General features: G+C 70.4%; 10 protein-coding genes. 7 read left to right on the forward strand and 3 right to left on the reverse strand.

Annotated elements, in window-relative coordinates:
* Positions 1–102 precede the first annotated feature (102 nt).
* The 7 genes from J7I44_RS06395 to J7I44_RS06425 all read left to right on the forward strand — a co-directional run bounded on the left by J7I44_RS06395 (position 103) and on the right by J7I44_RS06425 (position 11,051).
* Positions 103–1,617, forward strand: a complete 1,515-nt coding sequence (locus J7I44_RS06395; RefSeq protein ID WP_209617622.1) for a transglutaminase-like domain-containing protein — start codon at positions 103–105, stop codon at positions 1,615–1,617.
* Between the two features lie 48 nt (positions 1,618–1,665).
* Positions 1,666–4,701 (forward strand): TonB-dependent receptor, encoded by a 3,036-nt coding sequence (locus J7I44_RS06400; protein WP_209617624.1) that lies wholly within the window; start codon positions 1,666–1,668, stop codon positions 4,699–4,701.
* 59 nt (positions 4,702–4,760) lie between these two features.
* The gene (gene lysA / locus J7I44_RS06405) at positions 4,761–6,053 is read left to right on the forward strand and encodes a diaminopimelate decarboxylase (protein ID WP_425599747.1); all 1,293 of its coding nucleotides are present in this window, start codon (positions 4,761–4,763) and stop codon (positions 6,051–6,053) included.
* A gap of 15 nt (positions 6,054–6,068) precedes the next feature.
* Complete coding sequence (locus tag J7I44_RS06410) at positions 6,069–7,277, forward strand: dipeptidase (RefSeq protein ID WP_209617628.1); 1,209 nt, start codon at positions 6,069–6,071, stop codon at positions 7,275–7,277.
* A gap of 181 nt (positions 7,278–7,458) precedes the next feature.
* Complete coding sequence (locus tag J7I44_RS06415; protein WP_209617630.1) at positions 7,459–8,928, forward strand: serine hydrolase domain-containing protein; 1,470 nt, start codon at positions 7,459–7,461, stop codon at positions 8,926–8,928.
* A gap of 191 nt (positions 8,929–9,119) precedes the next feature.
* A complete protein-coding gene (locus J7I44_RS06420) occupies positions 9,120–9,827 on the forward strand; it encodes a M15 family metallopeptidase (RefSeq protein WP_209617632.1) in 708 nt (235 codons plus the stop codon).
* Between the two features lie 162 nt (positions 9,828–9,989).
* A complete protein-coding gene (locus J7I44_RS06425) occupies positions 9,990–11,051 on the forward strand; it encodes a serine hydrolase domain-containing protein (protein ID WP_209617634.1) in 1,062 nt (353 codons plus the stop codon).
* A gap of 137 nt (positions 11,052–11,188) precedes the next feature.
* Here J7I44_RS06425 and recD read toward each other — a convergent pair whose 3' ends face one another.
* From recD to recC, 3 genes are all read right to left on the reverse strand, one after another.
* Positions 11,189–13,015: an exodeoxyribonuclease V subunit alpha gene (gene recD / locus J7I44_RS06430; protein ID WP_209617638.1), complete on the reverse strand. Its 1,827-nt coding sequence runs from the start codon at positions 13,013–13,015 to the stop codon at positions 11,189–11,191.
* A gap of 208 nt (positions 13,016–13,223) precedes the next feature.
* Positions 13,224–16,781: a UvrD-helicase domain-containing protein gene (locus tag J7I44_RS06435; protein WP_209617641.1), complete on the reverse strand. Its 3,558-nt coding sequence runs from the start codon at positions 16,779–16,781 to the stop codon at positions 13,224–13,226.
* Positions 16,778–20,218 (reverse strand): exodeoxyribonuclease V subunit gamma, encoded by a 3,441-nt coding sequence (recC, locus tag J7I44_RS06440; protein WP_209617643.1) that lies wholly within the window; start codon positions 20,216–20,218, stop codon positions 16,778–16,780. Before recC ends, J7I44_RS06435 begins: the two co-directional genes overlap by 4 nt.
* Positions 20,219–20,229 lie beyond the last annotated feature (11 nt).

A 20,229-nucleotide genomic window follows, 5' to 3' on the forward strand; every position in this document is an offset into this window, starting at 1 on the left:
TATGCCATTCCTCATACATTGAGCTGAAGCATAAATTATTGACCACCTTTTGCAAGCGTGTTACACAAGGCCTTGATGCCAACTGGCGGGGGCGTTCGTGCAATGACGAGGGTGCCAGGCAAGCAACGCAAACACGCACCGGCGCGCCGGCGGACCGTGCTGGCCGGCACCGTGCTGGCGGGCCTGCTTTGCTGCGCGACGTCGTCGCTGGCGAGCCTGCCACCGCCAGGCCCGCCCGCCATCGTCGCGCAAATCGACCACGGTCACTTTGCCGCCGCGCGCCAGGCGATCGATACCGCACTCGAACAGCAGGGACTGACCCCGCAGGCGCGTGAGGCGCTGCAGTTCCAGCGCGAGCGCATGCATCGCATGCTGCTCGATTTCACGCTGACGGCGGATGAGGCCAAGGCACGCATCCGCAAGCAGATCCCCGACCTCACCGATGCCGAGTTCGCGCGTTGGGACCACGCCGGTCTGCTCGAACACATGGTGATCGACGGCCGCACGCTCTATTTCAACCGCGCCCCGTCCAACCTTTTCCTGCTCAGCGACGAGGCGCGTGCGCGCCGTGGGCGCTCGGCGCCGGCGCTGCCGCCCAACGGCCCGAACGAACTGTTGAACGACCACCATCGCGCCGCCTTCCGCGAGGCGGTCGAAAGCGGCAAGACCGGCGTGCTGCCGATGCGCGTGCGGGTGACCCAGACGGTCACCGTCGACGCCAATGCGGTGCCGGCCGGCGAGACGGTCAAGGCATGGATCCCCTACCCGCGCGCGATCCCCGGCCAGCAGGACGACATCCACTTCGTCGCCAGCCAGCCGGCCGGCGCGCGCGTGGCGCCGGTCGACACGCTGCAGCGCACCGCCTACATGGAAGCACCGGCCAGGGCCGGGCAGCCGACCGTGTTCAAGCTCACCTATGAGCTGACCCTGCGCGCGCAATCGCATCCGATCGATCCGGCCAGGGTGGTCCCGGCCACGATCACGCCGCAGCTCGAACCCTTCGTGCAGGAACGCGCGCCGCACATCGTCTTCACCGACGACCTGCGCGCGTTCTCGCGCAAGGTGGTGGGCGATGAGAAGAACCCCTACCGCATCGCGCAGAAGCTCTTCGCCGCGGTGGACGCCATTCCCTGGGCCGGCGCGCGCGAATACTCCACCATCAGCAACATCAGCGACTACACCCTGCACGCCGGCCACGGCGACTGCGGCGAACAGACCCTGCTGCTGCTCACCCTGCTGCGCCTCAACGGCATCCCGGCGCGCTGGCAGTCCGGCTGGATGTTCTCCGACGGCGACTACGACAACATCCACGACTGGGGCCAGCTCTATCTCGCGCCCTATGGCTGGGTGCCGGTCGACGTGACCTTTGGCCAGCTCGAGCCGAAGGCCGGCGACGATCCGCGCCTTCGCTGGTTCTACCTGGGCGGCCTGGACGCGTACCGCATCGCCTTCAACGACGACTACAGCCGTCCATTCGTGCCGGCCAAGCAGTTCCCGCGCTCCGAAACGGTCGACTCGCAACGCGGCGAGGTCGAGTGGCGCGGCGGCAATCTGTATTTCGACAAGTGGGATTACCACTTCGACTGGCAGTTCCTGCACGGACGCAACGACAAGTAACCAACAAGTTCAACTGACATCGACCCGGCGTCGAGGGGAGTAGGGGAAATGAGCAGCAAGGTTTGGAACATGCGCAGGACCGTGCTCGGCACGGCGCTCGGGCTGGCGCTGGTCGCCTTTGGCGCGCCACCGGCGCACGCGGCCAATACCGACGGCACGGTGGCCGGCCACACCCAGGCCGGCGCCACCGTGACGGTCACCAGCCCGGATACCGGCCTGACCCGCTCGGTCGTCGCGGACGACGAGGGCAACTACCGCCTGCCCTATCTGCCGGTGGGCCAGTACACGATCAGCGCCACCAGCGGCGGCCAGCAGGTCGGCCCGACCCGCAACGTGACGGTTGCGCTGGGCACCACCACCACGGTGAACCTGGGCGCGGTCGACGCGACCAGCCTGGCAACCATCAACGTCACCAGCTCGGTGCTGCCGGTGATCGACGTCAGTTCCACCGAGTCGGCCACCATCGTTTCGCGCGCCGACCTGGTGCGCCTGCCGGTGGACCAGAACGTCACCTCCGTGGCGCTGCTCGCGCCGGGCGTGGTCAAGGGCAACGCCGGCTTCGGCGGCATCTCCTTCGGCGGCTCGTCGATCGCCGAGAACGCGTTCTACGTCAACGGCCTGAACGTCACCGACTTCTACAACCGCAACGGCTTCTCCGAGGCGCCGTTCGCGTTCTACGACCAGTTCCAGGTCAAGACCGGCGGCTACTCGGTCGAGTTCGGCCGCACCACCGGCGGCGTGGTCAACGCGGTGGCGCGCTCGGGCACCAACGAGTTCAAGGCCGGCGCCGAGATCACCATGGAGCCGGGCAACTGGCATTCGCGCGCGCATGACTACTACTTCGACGGCGAGCGCTACTACACCGCCAGCCGCGACCAGGACTCGCTGATCAAGACCAACGTCTGGGCGTCCGGCCCGATCGTGAAGGACAAGCTGTTCTTCTTCGCCATGTACGAAGCGCGCGGCGCCAGCCCGCACAACACCGACAACGTCGGCACCACGATGACCGACCACAGCTCCAACCAGGGCTTCTGGGGCACCACCATCGACTGGAACATCACCGACAACAACACGCTGTCGCTGATGGCCTTCTCGGACAAGAACAAGGACACCGGCGACGTCTACAGCTACGACTTCGACAACGACCGGCGCATCGCCAAGACCAACGAGGTCTACACCAACACCGGCGGCAAGAACTGGGCACTGACCTGGACCAGCTACCTGACCAACGACCTGTCGATGAAGCTGATGTACGGCCGCAACCAGCGCCAGGCGGACATCAGCTCGCAGCTGGACAACGAGTGCAACCGCGTGGCCGTGAGCGCCGGCGTGCCGCTGCCGGGTGACTTGCCGCTGGGCTGCACCAGCAGCTCGCAGGTCGCCTCGCGCGAGGACATCCGCAAGCAGTACCGCGCGGATTTCGAGTGGACGCTCGGCGACCACCTGCTGCGCTTCGGTTATGACCACGAGGTCGACACGTCCGACTACGCGCGCCGCTATCCGGGCCCGGGCGGCTATTACTACAACGTGTACACCGTTCCCACCGGTGGCCAGGTCGGCAATGCCGATGGCGGCGGCCGCGTCCCCGTGGGCGACGAGGCCTGGGTGCGCGTGCGCCGCTACGAGATCGCCGGCAACTTCCAGACCAAGAACGCTGCCTGGTACATCGAGGACAACTGGCAGATCACCCCGAACCTTGTGCTCAACGGCGGCCTGCGCAACGACAGCTTCGACAACCAGGACGCCGCCGGCCGCAGCTACATCAAGATCGACCAGCAGATCGCCCCGCGCCTGGGCTTCTCCTGGGACATGAAGGGCGACGGCAGCACCAAGCTGTTCGGCAACCTGGGCCGCTACTACCTGCCCGTGGCGAACGTGATCAACATCAAGCAGGCCGGCGGCCTGCTGGACGAGCGCTCCTCGCATCGCTTCCTCGGCTGGCAGACGCAGGAGATCAATGGCTTCCAGTACGCCATGCCGATCGTCGGCGACGCGCTGCCGGGCAGCCACGTGGACACCTCGCAGGGTGACGGCACCGTCGGCGACCTGCGCGCCGAGGTCGACCACGACATGGATCCGGTCTACCAGGACGAGGCGATCCTCGGCTTCCAGCAGATGATCGACAACAGCTGGTCGTGGGGCGTGAGCGCCACCTACCGCCGCCTGCACAACGCGATCGACGACATGGAGATCAGCGCCACCTCACAGTGCGGCGAGGATGGTTACATCGGCTGGGTGATGGCCAACCCCGGCAAGAAGGTGACCGTGTGGGGCGACACCAACTGCGACGGCGACGCCGATGGCTACCTCACCGTGGACACCTCCAAGGAAGGTTGGGCGATGTACCGCCAGGACGGCGTGGACGCCGACGGCGACGCGATCATGACCTACATCGGCCAGCGTGGCTGGGTGAAACCCAAGCGCACCTACACCGCGCTTGAGTTCCAGCTCGACCGCGCCTGGGACGAGAAGTGGTCGTTCAACGCCTCCTACGTGCTCGCCTGGAACCGCGGCAATGCCGAAGGCCCGGTCAACTCCGACACCGACTTCGACGACACCGGCCGCACCGAGAACTTCGACGATCCGTGGGTGAACTTCGGCGGCAACGGCTACTTGCCCAACGACCGTCGCCACCAGCTCAAGCTGCGCGGCACCTACGCGATCACCCCGCACTGGCAGGTCGGTGCCAACGCCGACATCCACTCCGGCGGCCCGATCACCGGCTTCGGCGTGGGCAACCCGTACGATGCGAGCAACTACCACAGCTACTTCATCTGCGTGGAGAACTGCGATTCGGACAACTCCGCCGAACGCGTGTACCAGCACTCCTCGCGCGGCGACTACGGCCGACTGCCGTGGACCTACACCTTCGACGCCAGCCTGAGCTACATCCTGCCCTTCCAGGGCGGCGGCGATCTGCGCGTGAAGCTGGCCGTCTACAACCTGCTCAACCAGCAACGCACCGTGCAGGTCGACCAGACCCTGCAAAGTGCGATCTCCAATGAAACCGACGCCACCTTCCGGCTGCCGATCGGGTTCCAGTCGCCGCGCTTCACTCAGTTGAGCGTAAGCGTGAACTTCTAAGGCCCTCCCCGCCTGGCGGCCCGCGGTCATCGCGGGCCGTCTTTTTTGGGCCGCTGCGAATGATCCCCATGACCGCTTCCCCCCGGCACGACGCCCTCGTGCCCGATCCTCAACCAACCTTCGACAGCGTGGACCTGCACGCCCTGGCCGCACGGCTGGGCACCCCGCTGTACGCCTACTCGGCGAACGCGATCCGCCAGCGCATCGGCGAGCTCCAGCGGGCGCTGCACGGCCTGGATGCCACCATCTGCTACGCGGTCAAGGCCAATTCCAACCGCGCCATCCTCGAGTTGATGGCCGCCGCCGGGCTGGGCGCGGACATCGTCTCGGCCGGCGAACTGCAGCGCGCGCTTGCCTCCGGCATCCCGGCGCACCGCATCGTGTTCTCCGGCGTCGGCAAGACCGACGTCGAAATCGACGCGGCACTCGCCGCCGGCATCGCCCGCTTCAACGTCGAGTCGCTGGACGAGCTGCACGCCATCGAGCGCGTGGCTGCCGCGCGGCACGTGGTGGCGAATGCCGCGGTGCGCATCAACCCCGACGTGGACGCGCTCACCCACGCCAAGATTTCCACCGGCCGCGCCGAGAACAAGTTCGGCGTGAGCATCGCCGAGGCACGCCGCTGGTTCGCCGAGCGGCGGCAGCTGGCGAACGTGCGGCTGGACGGCCTGCACGTGCACATCGGTTCGCAGATCCTCGAGCTGGAGCCCTTCCGGCTGGCGTTGAATCGCGTGGCGTCCTTCTGGCGCGAATTGGTCCACGCCGGCCACCCGATCGCCAGCATCGACGTCGGCGGCGGCCTGGGCGTGCGCTACCGCGCCGGCCACGATGAGCCGATCGCCGCCGCCGATTTCGCCGGCGTCGTTCGCGCGGCGCTGGCCGGCTTCCATGGCCACCTGCTGCTGGAGCCGGGCCGCTACCTGGTCGCCGAGGCCGGCGTGCTGCTGACCCGCGTGCTGCGCATCAAGGAGGGCACCGAACGGTCCTTCCTGGTGCTGGACGCAGCGATGAACGACCTGCAGCGGCCAAGCCTCTACGACGCCTGGCACGACATCGTGCCGGTGTCGCCCGAGCCGCGGCCGCTGGCGACCTACGACGTGGTCGGTCCGGTCTGCGAAACCGGCGATACCTTCGCACGCGCACGCGTTCTGCCGGCTTGCGAACCGGGCGACCTGCTCGCCATCCAGGGTACCGGCGCCTACGGCGCGTCGATGGCCTCCACCTACAACTCGCGCCCGCTCGCCGCCGAGGTGCTGCTCGACGATGGCCGCTACGCGGTCATCCGTCGCCGGCAGACCCTGGAGGAGATGGTCGCCGGCGAACAGTCGGCGCAGGATTGGGCCACGCCATGAGGACACCCGTCGACGATGCGTAATCTTGCCCGCCTTGCCCTGCTCGCCCTGCCCTTCGCCGCCGCGCTGCCTGCGCAGGCGCAGCAGGACCCGCCGATCACCATCGACACCCACGTCGATATCCCGTTCACCTACATGCGCGAGCCGCGCTTCGACGTCGGCCACGACACGCCGCTGCTGGTCGACCTGGGCAAGATGCAGCGTGGCGGCCTCGACGCCGCGTTCTTCGTGATCTGGGTCCCACAGCACAAGCTCGATGCGGCCGGCTATGCCAAGGCGGTCGACCAGGCCGAGCAGAAGTATGAGGCGATCGGCCGCATGCTGATGCTTTATCCGGACCGCATCCGCGCGGCGACCTCGCCCGGGCAGGTGCTGGCCAACCGCAAGGCCGGCCTGCTCTCGGCGATGATCGGCATCGAGAACGCCTATTCGCTCGGCCACGACCTGCATCGGCTGGACGCTGCCTACGACCGCGGTGCGCGCTACGTCGGCCTGGTCCACGTGGGCAACAACGACCTGTGCACCAGTTCGCAGCCGGACACCAAGCACGGCGAGCCGGCGATGAACAGCGCCGGCGACCACGGCATCACCGACTTCGGCCGCCAGGTGGTGGCGCGCGCCAACCGGCTTGGCATGATGGTTGATGTCTCGCACGCTTCGGACGCCTGCGTGCGGGACGTGCTGGCCGCTTCGCGCGCGCCGATCATCGCCTCGCACTCCGGCGCGCGCGCCGTGCTCGATAACCCGCGCAACCTGCCCGACGACCTGCTGCGCGCCATTGCGGCCAAGGGTGGCGTCATCCAGGCGGTGGCCTACAAGGAATTCCTCAAGAAGGACCCGGGACGCGAAGCGGCGGAGGAGAAGCTGCAGGCCGAGGTCGCGCACCAGGCCGGCGACAGGGAATACGACAGCGACAAGCACGACTATCTGCCTGCGATGGCCGCGGGCATGGCGAAGATCCAGGAAAAATTTCCGCTGCCCACGGTCGAGGATTACGTCAGGCAGATCCGCCACATCGCCGACGTCGCCGGTGTCGACCACGTTGGCATCGCCTCGGACTTCGACGGCGGCGGCGGCATCACCGGCTGGAAGGACGCCAGCGAAACCCGCAACGTCACCGCCGCACTGCGCCGCGCCGGCTTCAGCGATGCGGACATCGCCAAGATCTGGGGCGGTAACCTGCTGCGCGTGTGGCGCGAGGTGGAGCGTGATGCGCAGCGCTGACCTTCTCCCTCCCCTGCATCTCAGGGGAGGGCAGGGGAGGGGTGCCTTTCGCTTCGGACAAGCAACCCCCTCCCAACCTCCCCCTGCAAGCCGGGGGAGGAGCCAGAAGCGCGCTCGCCTCTCTCTGTGCCTCTCCCTTCTGCTCGCGGCTACCGGTGCCATCGCCCAGCCTGCCGATCCGGTGTATGACCCCATCGTCGATGCCGTCGTCGCCCGCTACCACCTGCCTGGCATCGCCGTGGGCGTGATCGAGAACGGCCGGATCGTCTACACCGCCACCCGCGGCGAGACGGTGGCGGGCTCCGGCCAGCCGATCACCCCGCAAACGCTGTTCAAGATCGCCTCCAACAGCAAGGCGATGACCACCGCGCTGCTCGGCCGCCTGGTCGATGAGGGCAAGCTCGCCTGGGACGACCCGGTCACGAAGTACCTGCCCGACTTCCGCATGGCCGATCCGTGGGTCACGCAGAACATGCGCGTGGCCGACCTGCTCACCCACTCCAGCGGCCTGCCCGAAGGCGGCGGCGACCTGATGCTGTGGCCCGAGCCCAATGCCTTCACGCGGGCGGACATCATCCACGGCCTGCGCTACATCAAGCCCGGCTACAGCTTCCGCTCGCAGTACCAGTACGACAACCTGCTCTACGTGGTCGCCGGCGAAGTTGCCGCCGCGGCCGGCGGCGCACCCTACGAAACGCTGATGCAGCGCGAGGTGTTCGCGCCGCTGGGCCTTTCGCGTTGCCGGGTGGGCACATGGGACCGCGATGCCGTGGGCAATGTCGCGCAGCCGCACTATCGCAAGGACGGCCACAACCTGCCGATGCGCCAGGACGGGCCCACTATCCCGGCGATCACCTCCGACGCCGCCGGCGGCATCCGCTGCGATCTCACCGACATGCTGAGCTGGGCAACGAACTGGCTGGCGCCCACGCCGGCACAGCTGCAGTGGCTCTCCTCCACCCAGCGCCAGGTGCTGCAGTCGCCGCACATGCTGATCCCCGTTTCCAATCAGCGCCGCGCCTGGGACCACACTCACGTGATGGCCTATGGCTACGGCTGGCGGATGGCCGACGTCGACGGGGAGTGGGTGGTCTGGCACACCGGCACGCTCGGCGGCATGTATTCGATGCTGGCGCTGCTGCCGGACCGCAAGAGCGGCTTCGTGTTCATGATCAATGGCGAGGCCGAGGATGCGCGCACCGTGCTGGGCGAGGTGCTGACCAAGCACTTCACCGCACCGGGCGACGGCCACGGCGTGGCCTGGTATGCCGACGCGCTCGACCACGAGGCGGCGCAGCGCCCCGCCGCGGCGCGGGCGCCGGATACGTCCGCGGCCACCACGGTCGCGCCGGGCAGTTTCGCGTGGAGCGGCCGCTACCGCGATCCCTGGTTCGGCGAAATCACGCTTTGCCCGCGCAAAGACAGCGTGCAATGGGCATCGCGCAAGTCGCCGCACATGCATGGCACCGTGAAGCAACTCGGGCAACGCTACCTGGTGCACTGGGACGACCCGGCCGTCGACCTCGACGCCTGGCTCGACCCGCACGCCGGCTCGCCGCCCACGCTCACCATGGCCAAGCTCGACCCGCTAGGTGATTTCAGCTCGGACTACGAGGACCTGCATTTCGAGCGCATTGGGGATTGCCCATGAGCTACGAACCAATCGCTCTCCCCACTCCTGGCGCAGACCAGAACCCGCGCCTTCCCCCGCCTGCGGGGGAAGGCGCCAAAGGCGGATGGGGGCGCTTTTGGCGGAAGGCATTCGAGCTTGAGAGCACCCGCTCCGGGCATCCCCCATCCGCCCTGCGGGCGCCTTCCCCCGCAAGCGGAGGAAGACTCACGATGCGGCTGCTCGCCATTGCGTGGCTGTCGATGGTCTGCGCGGCAGCCCACGCGGACCAGGCGATCACCCGCTCCCCCGCCCGCACCGCCGCCGAAGCCGACCTGGTCGACATCCGCACGCTCGTCCCCGATATCGCCGAGGACATCAAGTACGCCGGCCACGACAACTTCGTCGGCGTGCCGGTGGACGGCTATCTCGCACCCAAGTGCCTGCTCAAGCGCCCGGTCGCCGAAGCGCTGGCGCGCGTCGAGCACGATCTGCGCGCGCAGCACCAGCGGCTGAAGCTGTGGGACTGCTATCGCCCGGCCCGCGCCGTCGCACACTTCGTGCGCTGGGCGCACGACCTCGCCGACACACGCACCAAGGCCGAGCACTACCCGCGGCTGGACAAGCGCGTGCTGCTGGGCGACTACATCGCGCCGGTCTCCGGCCACAGCCGAGGCGGCACCGTCGACCTCACGATGGAGCGGTGCGATGCCCGCGACATCCACTGCAGGGAACTGGACATGGGCACGCACTTCGACTTCTTCGACGTGCGCGCGCACACCGATGCAGCCGACGTCCCGCCCGCACAGCACGCCAACCGGCTGCTACTGCGCAAGGCAATGGAGCGCGAAGGATTCAAGAACTATCCGCTGGAGTGGTGGCACTACACCTGGGCCGACGAGCCCACGCCGCACACGATCTACGACGTGCCGGTGAAGTGATGCTTGCCGCACGTCCCAAGATCGAATCCCTCTCCCCCCGGGAGAGGGTGCCGACAGGCGGGTGAGGGTTCGGGCGGAGCGTGCACCACGCACTGGCCGTACCCTCACCCCGACCCCTCTCCCGGCGGGAGAGGGGCTCAAGTTCAACGCCCGGAGAACGCCATGCGCCTCGCCCTGTTGCTCGCCTCGATCCTCTGCTCCGGCCCGGCGCTGGCCACCGACGCCGTGCAGAACGCCGACCACCTTATGCAGAAGTATCAGGGCGATGTCCCGGGCGCCGCCCTGCTCGTGCTCAAGGACGGCAGGCCGCTGATGCGCAAGGGCTACGGCCTGGCCAACCTCGAAAAGCATACGAAGGTCACGCCCGGCACCGACTTCCGTCTCGCCTCGGTCAGCAAGCAGTTCACCGCCGCGGCGATCCTGCTGCTGGCCGAGGACGGCAAGCTCACGCTCGACGATTCCATCCGCCACTGGCTGCCCTCGCTGCCGGCCACGACCGACAAGGTGACCCTGCGCCAGCTGCTCGACCACACCGGCGGGCTGATCGACTACGAGGACCTGATCCCGCCGCAGCGGACCACCCAGGTGAGCGACCAGGACGTACTGCGCCTGCTCTCGGCCACCCCGCGCCGCTACTTCGCGCCGGGCAGCGCCTACCGCTACAGCAATTCCGGCTACGTACTGCTGGGGCTGGTGGTGGAAAAGGCCTCCGGACTGGCACTGCAGGATTTCCTGCAGCAGCGCATCTTCGCCCCGTTGCACATGGACCACACCCTGCTCTACGTGCACGACGACCCCACGTCTACCAAAAGCCGGGTGCCCAACCGCGCCTACGGCTACAGCGAGATCGACGGCCACTGGCAGCGCACCGACCAGAGCGTCACCTCGGCCACGCGTGGCGACGGCGGCATCTATTCGAACATCGACGACCTCGCCAGATGGGATGCCGCGCTCTACGACGACCGCCTGCTCAGCGACGCCTCGCGCGAGGCCGCCTTCAGCCCGCACGCGACGGTGGTCGGCGAGCCCTATGAGGCCCGCTACGGCTACGGCTGGCGCATCACCGGCGACACACTGTGGCACTCCGGCGAAAGCATCGGCTTCCGCAACGTGATCGTGCGCTGGCCGAGGCAGCACCTGACCGTAATCCTGCTGAGCAACCGCAACGATCCGGAGCCGTACCAGGCGGTGCTGAAGATCGCGCAGCCGTTCCTGGCGGAGTGACGCGCACCCGGTAGCGCTGCCGGGCGGCGGAGGTGGCCGTCGCGCCCAAGGGCGCTCCGACCGAAGAGACACAACGTCTCCTGTAGGAGCGCACCCTGTGCGCGACCGTGGCGTCCGGGTCTCGCACAAGGTGCGCTCTACAGCAATGCAAGCTGTTCGGGCTCGCCGCCGGACGGTATACCGGCAAGCCGGTCGGCCAGACCGCCGGCGCGGCGCACCGGCAGCGCCAGCGCCGCGCGCAGGGTCGCCTCGCCGGCCCACAACTCGACCGCCTGCCGTGCCCGCGACACGCCGGTGTAGAACAACTGGCGCGACAGGATGCGATGGGCCGGATCGGGCGGCAGCAGCACCGCCACGCGGGCGTATTCCGAACCTTGCGACTTGTGGATGGTGATCGCGAACGCGCCTTCGTGCGCCGGCAGCGCACCGGGGCTGAAGCTGCGCGCGCCGGCCAGGCCGTCGCCGCCCGCGCTTTCGAACCACACGCGCAGCCGGCCCTCGGCGTCGGCCAGGCACAGGCCGACGTCGCCATTGAACAGCCGACTGGCGTAGTCGTTGCGGGTGATCAGCACCGCGCGGCCGGGATACCAGACCCGATCGGCCGCCATGTTCCAGCGCCGCTTCAGCCGTTGCTCGATCAGCGCGCTGGCGGCCAGCGCGCCGAACTCGCCCTCGCGCAGCGCGCACAGCAACTGGCGCGAGCCGAGCGCGCGCAAGGCCGCGAGCGCAGTGGACACCTGCGCGGGATCGCTCGGCTCGCCTTGTGCCACCGGCAGCGTCGGATGGATCGGCAGCGCCGCGAGCGCGTCCGCCCATGATTCGATCGCCTGGCGCAGCGTCGCGCCGCCGGCCACCGGTCGGCGCATCACCTGCTCGCCCAGGGTGGCCTCCAACGCCGCCGTGTCGCCCGCGCGCACCGCGCGGTTGAGCGCGACCAGCGGCCGCTCCGCGCGGAAGCTGTGTTCCAGCCGCACCAGCGCGGGGGAGCGCTCGGCTTCCAGCACGGCGACCAGGTCCATCAACACCGAGCCGGCGGCCACCGAGGTGAGCTGGTCGGCGTCGCCGACCAGGATCAGCGTGGCGTCCGGCCGCACCGCGTCGAGCAACGCGCGCAGCAGGGAAAGATCGACCATCGAAGCTTCGTCGACCACCACCACGTCGGCGGCCAGCGGGTGCTCGCGGTCGCGCGTGAAGCGATGGCTGCGCGGGCTGTAGCCGAGCAGGCGGTGCAGGGTCAGTGCCTCGGTGTCGGGAATGCGCTCGAGCAGTGGCTGCCAGTCCTCCGGCAGCGGCGCACGCGGATGGTCGAGCAGGCCCTGCTTGCCCGCGCGCAGCGACTGCAGCAGGCGCTGCGCCGCCTTGCCGGTCGGCGCCGCGACGGCCATACGCAAAGGCTGCGACGCCTGGTGCTGCAGCATCAGCAGCATGCGCAGCACGGTGGTGGTCTTGCCGGTGCCCGGCCCGCCGGTGAGCACGAACAGCCGCCGCCCGGCCACGCCGCGTACGGCGTCTCGCTGCCGCTTCACCGCCGCGCCGCGTTCGCCATGGAACAACACGTCAAGCGCGCCGTCGGCAACGGTGGCCGGCTTTGCGGCACGCAGGCGCTGGTGGATCAGCGCCGCGACCGCCAGTTCGTCGGCGTAGTTGCGTCGCAGGTACAGGCGACCGGCGGCGTCGAGCACGAACGGGGTGACGCCCGCGCCATCACTCACCAGCGCTTCGCCGCGCAGGGATTCGACCTCGTCGCGCGCGAGCGGCTCCAGGCCATGGCGGCCGGCGTCCTCGCCCACGAGCGGCAGCGCGGTATCGCCGGCGCCATCGGCGAACGAGGCCCACGCGGCCAGCGCCGCCAGCCGGGGCGAACCGCCGTGTGCGCGCACCCAGCGCCACAGCGTGCGATCGAGCGGGCGCCAGGCGGCCTCGATCGGTTCGTCCCCGCGGATGCGGAAGTCGAAATGGCTCATGCCTGGCTCCGCCTCGAAACAAGCTCCCTCTCCCCTGCGGGGAGAGGGTTGGGGTGAGGGGCCGGGGCTCGCCCGGAACTCGCAACCGGGCGAAGAAAGATCGGCCACGGCTCCACTTCAGCTCCCCGCAAGCCTTGGCCCCTCACCCCGGCCCTCTCCCCGCAGGGGAGAGGGAGCAAGGCGGGCGGGCTTGTGTAATTGGGGCACGTCATGCCGGTTCTCCCACCCGTGCCGCCAGCACGCCATCGACTGCGTCCAGCAACGCCTCATCAAAGCGCTGCCGCCACACGCCCGCCCCCGGCGCCAGGCCGACCGCACGCACGAACAGGTAGATCGCCTCGCCCAGGTGCGCCTCGCGCCGGTAGCCGGGCAGGCGCTGGCGCAACAGCCGATCCAGCGCCACGGTGTAGAGCAACGCCTGGAAGCGGTAGTGGTGCGCGTCCATCGCCGTGGGCAGGCGTTCGGGTGCATAGGCGTCCAGTTGCTCGCCGAGCCAGTTGCTCTTGTAGTCGAGCACGTGGAAGCGCCCGGCATGCTCGAACACCAGGTCGATCTTGCCGGTCATCAGCCCGCGCAACACACCGTAGGGCGCGCGCGGCACCAGCGCCGGCTCGCCGTGACTCGTGCAGGCCTCGCGCAGCGCATCGAGCGAGACCGCATCGAGCACGTAGTGGAAGGCCATCTCCGCGCGCAGCGCCGCGGCCGGCAGTGCGCCGAGCGCGAGGCCGGGCGCGAGCGGTGCATCGAGCGTGGCCTGCACGCGCGCGGCGAGCCTGCGCACCAGCAGCTCGGCCGGCTCCTCGCCGCGGCGCACGCCCGCCTCGTGCAGGCAGCGCGCGACCAGCGCGTGCTGCCGGGTCACCGGCACGCCGACCTCGCGATGCTCGAATACCGCGTGCATTGCGTTGCCGAATTCAGCGCCGCGCCAGGGCGCCAGCGCGAGCAACGCGGGGTCGCCAGCGGCGGGCGCCGGCAGCATGTCCGGCGCGCCCTCGTCGGCGATCTCGGGTGTCTCGGTGGCAGCGGCCTCGTCGCTCGCGGATTGCTCTTCCAGCGCGCCGATCGCCTCGACCCTGGCCAGCGTCGAGAAGCTGTGCAACTGCTGCACGGGACGCGTAGCCGGTGGCGCGAGGGCCTCGCGGGCATCCGCCGGCGGTGGCGGCGCATCGGGGATCACTGGATACGGCCAGGGCCACTCGTCGGCCAGCCAGGCCATGTGTTGCGCGCCTGCGGCGACGTTCGCGGCGAGCAGCCGCTCGACAGTGGCATCCAGTGCCGAGCGCGCAGGATCGACCGGCGCTACTTTCACTTTGCCGTTGGTCGGGCGCTGCGGGTCGAGTACGTACACGTGGCAGGCAAGCTCGGCGCGGGTCAGCGCCACATAGAGCACGCGGAAGCGCTCGTCCTGGTCTTCCACCGCCACTTCCGAGCAGGCGTCCGCGTGGGCGGCACCGCCGAGCACCAGTTCGCGCCCGCCACTGGCCGGGTCGTAGCGCAGCGGCAGCTTTTCCTCGCGGCCCTCCTGCGCCCACATCAGCGGCAACAGCACCAGCGGGAACTCCAGGCCCTTGCTGGCGTGCAGCGTCATCAGGCGCACCCGGCGCGCGTCGGACTCGATGCGCAGCTGCTGTTCCTCCTCGGCGTCGTCGCTGGCCACGTCCTGGCCGCCGCGCTTCTGGGCCAGCCAGGCGAGCAACTGCTCGCTGCCGGGATGCTCGTCCTCGGCCTGCTGCAGCAGTTCGCCCAGATGGCGAAGGTCGGTCAGCGCGCGCTCGCCCGCGGGCGTGGCGAGCAGCGCGGGCGCGGCGTGATGGAGCAGCGACTGCACCACCGCCAGCACGCCCTCGTCGCGCCATTGCCGGTGCCAGCGGGTGAAGCGTTGCTCGTGGCGCTGCCAGTCATCGGGTCGTTCACGCAGCGCGGCGAGTTCGGCGAGGCCCACGCCCAGCAGGCGCGTGGCCAGCGCCGCGCGCAGCGCGCCCTCGTCGCCCGGCTGGTCGACCGCGTAGAGCACCACCTGCAGCTCGCGCGCCAGCGCCGTGGCGAACACGCTGCTGCGCCCGGCGCCGACGCACGGCACATGGCGTTCGCGCAGGCGCTCGCGCAGGCTGGCAACGTGGTCGTTGGTCGGCAGCAGCACCGCGATGTCGCCCGGGCGCAGCGGCTTGCCGTCGATGCTCCAGTCGTCCGCCAGCAGTTGCGCAACGTGATTGGCGCAGGCGTCCAGCGCGAAGGCGATGCGCGCGTCCTTGTTGACCGGCACCTCGGCGCACAGGTGCAGCGCGAGCGGGCGCGCGACCGGTTCGCCACGATGGCGCAGCACCCTGGCGGCCCGCCCGGCGCTGACCGGCTCGTAGGCGATCGCGCCCGCGGCTTGCTGCGAAAGCGCCGGCCCGGCCAGCGCGTACAGCTCGTTGAAGCCCTGCACCAGCGCCTCGGAGGAACGGAAGTTGCGGTCCAGGCGCAGCTCCGCATCGATGTCCTGCCGAGCGGCCAGGTAGGCGTGGATGTCGCCGCCGCGGAAGCGGTAGATCGCCTGTTTGGGGTCGCCGATCATCACCAGCCGTCCGCGCCTGGCGCCCGCGTCGTCGCGGTAGATGCGGTCAAGGATCGCGTACTGCTGCTGGTCGGTGTCCTGGAACTCGTCGACCAGTGCGACCGGCCATTCGCGGAACAGGCGGTCGGCGAGCACGCCGCCGCGGGTGGCCAGTGCGCGGTGCACCTGAACGATGAGTTCGTCGAAGGTGAGCTGGCCGCGTTCGTGCAGGCGGGCGTCGCGGCGGGCCAGCAGTTCGTCGCGGTAGCGCGCGAGCGCGGCGCTGCGGGCGGGCAAGTGCGGGTCGGCGAGCGCGGCCGCGGCGCGATGGGCGAAGGCGAGCACGTCGTTGTCCCGCGCCGCCTCCACGAAGGGCGGCTTGAGTTGCGAGTCGAGCGGCTTGCCGAGGGCGTCGGACAGGTCCGGCAACGGGATCGAACGGTCCCCGGCCTCGAGATAGTCGGCCAGCTTGCGCAGCGCGCTCAGCAGCGCGCTGTTGCTGCGCTTGAACTGCGAGCCGTCGCCGAGCCAGTCGCGGATCGCCTGCGCCTGCGCCGGCTGCATCAATTCCTCGATCGCGCCGTCGGGTTCCACCCGCACGCGCACGCCCGGCCGCATCACCGCGCGCAGCGTGCGACGCAGCTTGTCCAGGCCCTGTTGCCACCACGCGAGGTCGCCGGGCGCGAGCTCGCCGGCGGACTGGCCGAGTTGCCGCCACAGGTCGTCGATCAGTTCGTCGTCCAGCGCGCGGCCGGGCACCAACTCACCGAGCCGGAAGGCGCTGCCGCATTCGAACGGGAAGTCGGTGAGGATGCGCCGGCACAGCCCGTGCAACGTGCCGACGGGGGCAAGATCCAGGTCGGCCTGGGCCAGGCGCAGGCGCAGCGCGTCGGCGGCGGCCATTGCCGGATCGGCGGCCCAGCGCGCCTGCAGCCAGGCCTCGTCGGGGCCGTTCTCTGGCGCACCCGGCGCCTGTGCCAGCCGCTCGGCGGCGCGCAGCTTCGCGCGCAGGCGTTCGCGCAGCTCCTGCGCGGCCGCCTCGGTGAAGGTGGTCACCACGATCTGGCGCGGACTCAGCGACTGCTCCAGCAGCAGCCGCAGGTACAGCACCGCGATGGTCCAGGTCTTGCCGGTGCCGGCGCTGGCCTCGATCAGGCAGCGGCCGCCCTGCCCCGGCGCGTGCGCCAGCGGCAGTTCGCTCCAGTCGTGCACGCGCAGCGATGCGCTCATGCAGGCGCTCCCAGCTCGAGCAGCCGTGACAGCCGCGCGGCGGTGTCCAGCAGCGCCACGTACTCGGGCTGGCCCGGCTCGAAGCGCACGTCGCCGGCGAGCAGGCGCGCGTAGCCGGGCGCATAGTCACACTCGCCGTGGCTGCGGTCGTTGCCCAGCCAGGCGGTGAAGTTGGGCGGCTTGTCGCCGCTCAGGCACTGCGCCACCGCCCAGCTGGTGCGCGGGAAGTAGCGCGCGGGCTGGCGCTGGGCCTCGCGCCACAGCGCGAGCAGCTCGGCAATGCGGGATTCCAGGTCGGCGCGCAGGCGGGCCTGCTCCTCGGCCGGTGCCGCGAGTAGCGACTCGTCCCAAGCGTTGATGTGCTCCTGCCAGGGATGTTCGCCCTCGGCGAGCAGGCACAGGCGCACCGGCGTGGGCGCGGGCGTGACCAGCCGCAGCAGCGCCCATTCGATGAACAGCGGCAGGCGCTCGCGGAAGCCCAGCTCGCTCTCCTTGCGGCCGACGAAGAGCTCGAACACCCAGCGCGTTCCCGCGTGCTGGTGGACGCGCCCGAGCTCGCCTTCGATGCGTGCGCCGGCGACCTCCAGTTCCAGCGCCAGCGGCAGGTACGGCGGCAGGCCGTCGGCGAACAGCGGATGCTCGCGCGCGACCTCCAGCAGCGCCTGCGCGCGCTCGCGCTCGGCCGCCCACGCCGCGATGCCGCTGCGACCCGGCGGCAGCACGCCGGTCAGGCGCAGCCACTCGGGCGGCTCGGCCGGCAGCACCAGCCCGGCCTCGAGCGCATCGAGCAGCAGGCGCCGGCCGACCCGGTCGAGCGCCTCGAATCTCGGTTCCAGCGGCTCGCTCTCGCGCAGGCGGTCCTCGTCGAGTGCGTCCAGGCGGACGTCCAGACGTCCGCGCAGCAGTTGCCGCGCCGGATCGCGGTACCAGGCGATCAATCCGCGCAGCGGCACCGGGGCTTCCAGCGGCAACACGTCGAGCGTGTCGGTGCCGACCAGGAAGCCGGCGCGGCGGCCACCCGGCACCATCGCGGCGAACGCGGCCTGGTAGGAGAACAGCCGCGGGTCGCTGCCGTCGAAATAGCGCGCATCGAACGGCTGCAGCGGATGACGTACCCGCCACGGGCGCCGGATCGGCGCGGCCGGGTCCTCGGCGCGCGCCTTGTCGTCGGCATCGGCGGCGACGTCGGCGAGCCCCGTCTGCGCATCGAGCAGGGCGAGCAGTTCGGCAAGCGGTGCGGCCGGGTTGCGCGGCTTGCCGTCGCGCACGCCTTCGCCAAGGTAGGACAGGTGCAGCGCGTCGCGCGCGGCCATCACCGTTTCCAGAAACAGGTAGCGGTCGTCGCTGCGCACGTCGCGGTCGCCCAGCCGCGGGTGGCGCAGCATCAGGTCCAGGCCGGCGTCGCTGGCGCTGCGCGGAAACTCGCCGTCGTTGAGGCCGAGCACCGCGATCACGCGGAAAGGGATCGCGCGCTGGGGCACCATGCCGCAGAAGGTGATGCCGCCGAGCAGGAAGCGCTGGCGCTCGGGCGTGGCGGCGAGACGCTCGCGCAGCACTTCGCGCACCACGGTGAAGTCGAGCTCCGGATCCAGCCCGCTGTCTTCGGTTTCGGCGACGGTCGCGCGGATCATCCGGCGCAGCAGGCCGAGCGCCTCGCGCCCGGCATGGTCGCCGCTGTCGACGCGGAACAGGCCGTCGAGCAGCAGCTCCAGCCGCGCGGCCCAGGCCGAGGCGTTGCGCGGATGGGCGGCATCGCGATGCAGCGCCGCCAGTTCCTGCAGCAGGCGGTCGAGCGCGCCGAGCGCGGCGGCCTGCGGGCCGTGCGCGCCGGCGACCGGCGACAGCTCGCCGTCGGGCAAGGTCGCGATCGCGTCCTCGCCCATCACGTAGCCGGCCAGCAGGCGGTCCATGCCCCAGGCGAAGGTGTACTCCTCGATGCCGGGCACGCCGAAGGCCTCGCGCCAGTCGCCGTCCAGGCCCCAGGCCACGCGCGCTTCGCCCAGCCACTGGCCGAGCAGATCCACCGCGCTTTCGTCCAGGCCCAGCGCGGCGGCGATCGGCGGCGTCTGCAGGAGGTCCAGCACCTGCGGCGCGGTGAGGCGCGACTGCGGCGTGTCGAGCAGGCGATCGAACGCGGCGAGCAGCGGATGCACGCGCGCCATCGCCACGTCGGCCAGGTGGTAGGGCAGCGGCCCGTGCGCGCGACCGGGCGGGCCGAACACTGCCGGCAGCAGCGGCACGTAGGCACCGATGTCCGGCGCCATCACCACCATGTCGGCCGGCTGCAGCGTCGGGTCGCGCGCCAGGGCGTCGAGCAGCACGTCGCGCAGCACTTCCAGTTCGCGCAGGCGGGTGTGGCACAGATGCACGCGCAGCGAACGGTCGTGCATCGCGTCGCCCTGCCCGGGCTCGAGCAGCGCGGGATCGAGGCGGCGGATGCTTTCCTGCAACCGATGCAACAGCGAGAGGCTGGGCGGCGCGTGCGCGTCCTCGTCGCGCCAGTGGCGCACGTCCAGGCGGATCTCCGCCTGGCCGGAGAGCGCCAGCATGAAGTGCTGGCCCAGGCGGCCCCAGTCGGCGAGCAGCGGGTGGCCCATGCGCTCGAGGAACCAGCCTTCCTCGCGCGCGCCCTCGTCCAGCCGGCGTGCGAGCTCGCGCAACTGGGCGCGTTCGCCGCGCAGGCCGGCCCAGTACTCGCGGCAGGGATCGGGCACGTAGAGCACCACCAGCCGGTGCCGCGCCACCGCGGCGAGCACCGCCAGCTCGGCCGGGGCCAGGTGGCTGATACCGAACACGTGCAGCGGTTCACGCGGCAGGCTGGCGGGTGGGTCGCGCTGCAGCGTGTGCAGCAAATCGCCGAGCACTTCGGCACGATGCGGCTTGTCGATCGCGCGGCGCAGCGCGCGCCACAGCGGCGCAAGGAAAGTGTGTTCGGGTACGTCGTCGCGACCGACCTGCCAGGCGCGCAGCCAGTCGGGCCGGTAGACCAGGTACTGCGAATAGAGCCGCGCCAGGCGGTCGGCGAGCTGGTAGCGCCGGCGCGACGGGTCGCCGCCGGCGAGGTAGCCGCGCACCTGCGGGTCGTCGATCTCACCCAGCATGGCGTGGATGCGCCAGCGCAGCCGCTCGCGCCGGTAGGGCGCCAGCGCCACCGCCGACTCGCCCAGCAGCGTGCGGGCCAGGTCGTCCAGCCAGGCGCTGGGCAGGCGGATGTCGAGGTTGGCCACGATGCCGCCCGGCCCGCGCGCGCGGGCCAGCGCGCCGGACAGCCACTGGCGCATGCCCGGATGCGCGGCGATCACCGTCTGCGGCGCGAGCACGTTGGCCGGCGGCACTGCGTCAAGCAACTGCACGAGCGGATCGAGCAGCGCCTCCAGGCGGCTGGCGCGGATCACGGCAAGGCCGCGGGTGAGGTCGTCGAGGGGAAGTCCAGCCATGCAGGGATGAT

Source organism: Frateuria flava, assembly GCF_017837635.1.
Taxonomy (GTDB): Bacteria; Pseudomonadota; Gammaproteobacteria; order Xanthomonadales; family Rhodanobacteraceae; genus Frateuria_A; species Frateuria_A flava.

Coding starts and splice junctions, on each gene's coding strand:
- J7I44_RS06395 (WP_209617622.1), top strand. CDS start 103: ATGACGAGGGTGCCAGGCAAGCAACGCAAACACGCACCGGCGCGCCGG.
- J7I44_RS06400 (WP_209617624.1), top strand. CDS start 1,666: ATGAGCAGCAAGGTTTGGAACATGCGCAGGACCGTGCTCGGCACGGCG.
- lysA (WP_425599747.1), top strand. CDS start 4,761: ATGATCCCCATGACCGCTTCCCCCCGGCACGACGCCCTCGTGCCCGAT.
- J7I44_RS06410 (WP_209617628.1), top strand. CDS start 6,069: ATGCGTAATCTTGCCCGCCTTGCCCTGCTCGCCCTGCCCTTCGCCGCC.
- J7I44_RS06420 (WP_209617632.1), top strand. CDS start 9,120: ATGCGGCTGCTCGCCATTGCGTGGCTGTCGATGGTCTGCGCGGCAGCC.
- J7I44_RS06425 (WP_209617634.1), top strand. CDS start 9,990: ATGCGCCTCGCCCTGTTGCTCGCCTCGATCCTCTGCTCCGGCCCGGCG.
- recD (WP_209617638.1), bottom strand. CDS start 13,015: ATGAGCCATTTCGACTTCCGCATCCGCGGGGACGAACCGATCGAGGCC.
- J7I44_RS06435 (WP_209617641.1), bottom strand. CDS start 16,781: ATGAGCGCATCGCTGCGCGTGCACGACTGGAGCGAACTGCCGCTGGCG.
- recC (WP_209617643.1), bottom strand. CDS start 20,218: ATGGCTGGACTTCCCCTCGACGACCTCACCCGCGGCCTTGCCGTGATC.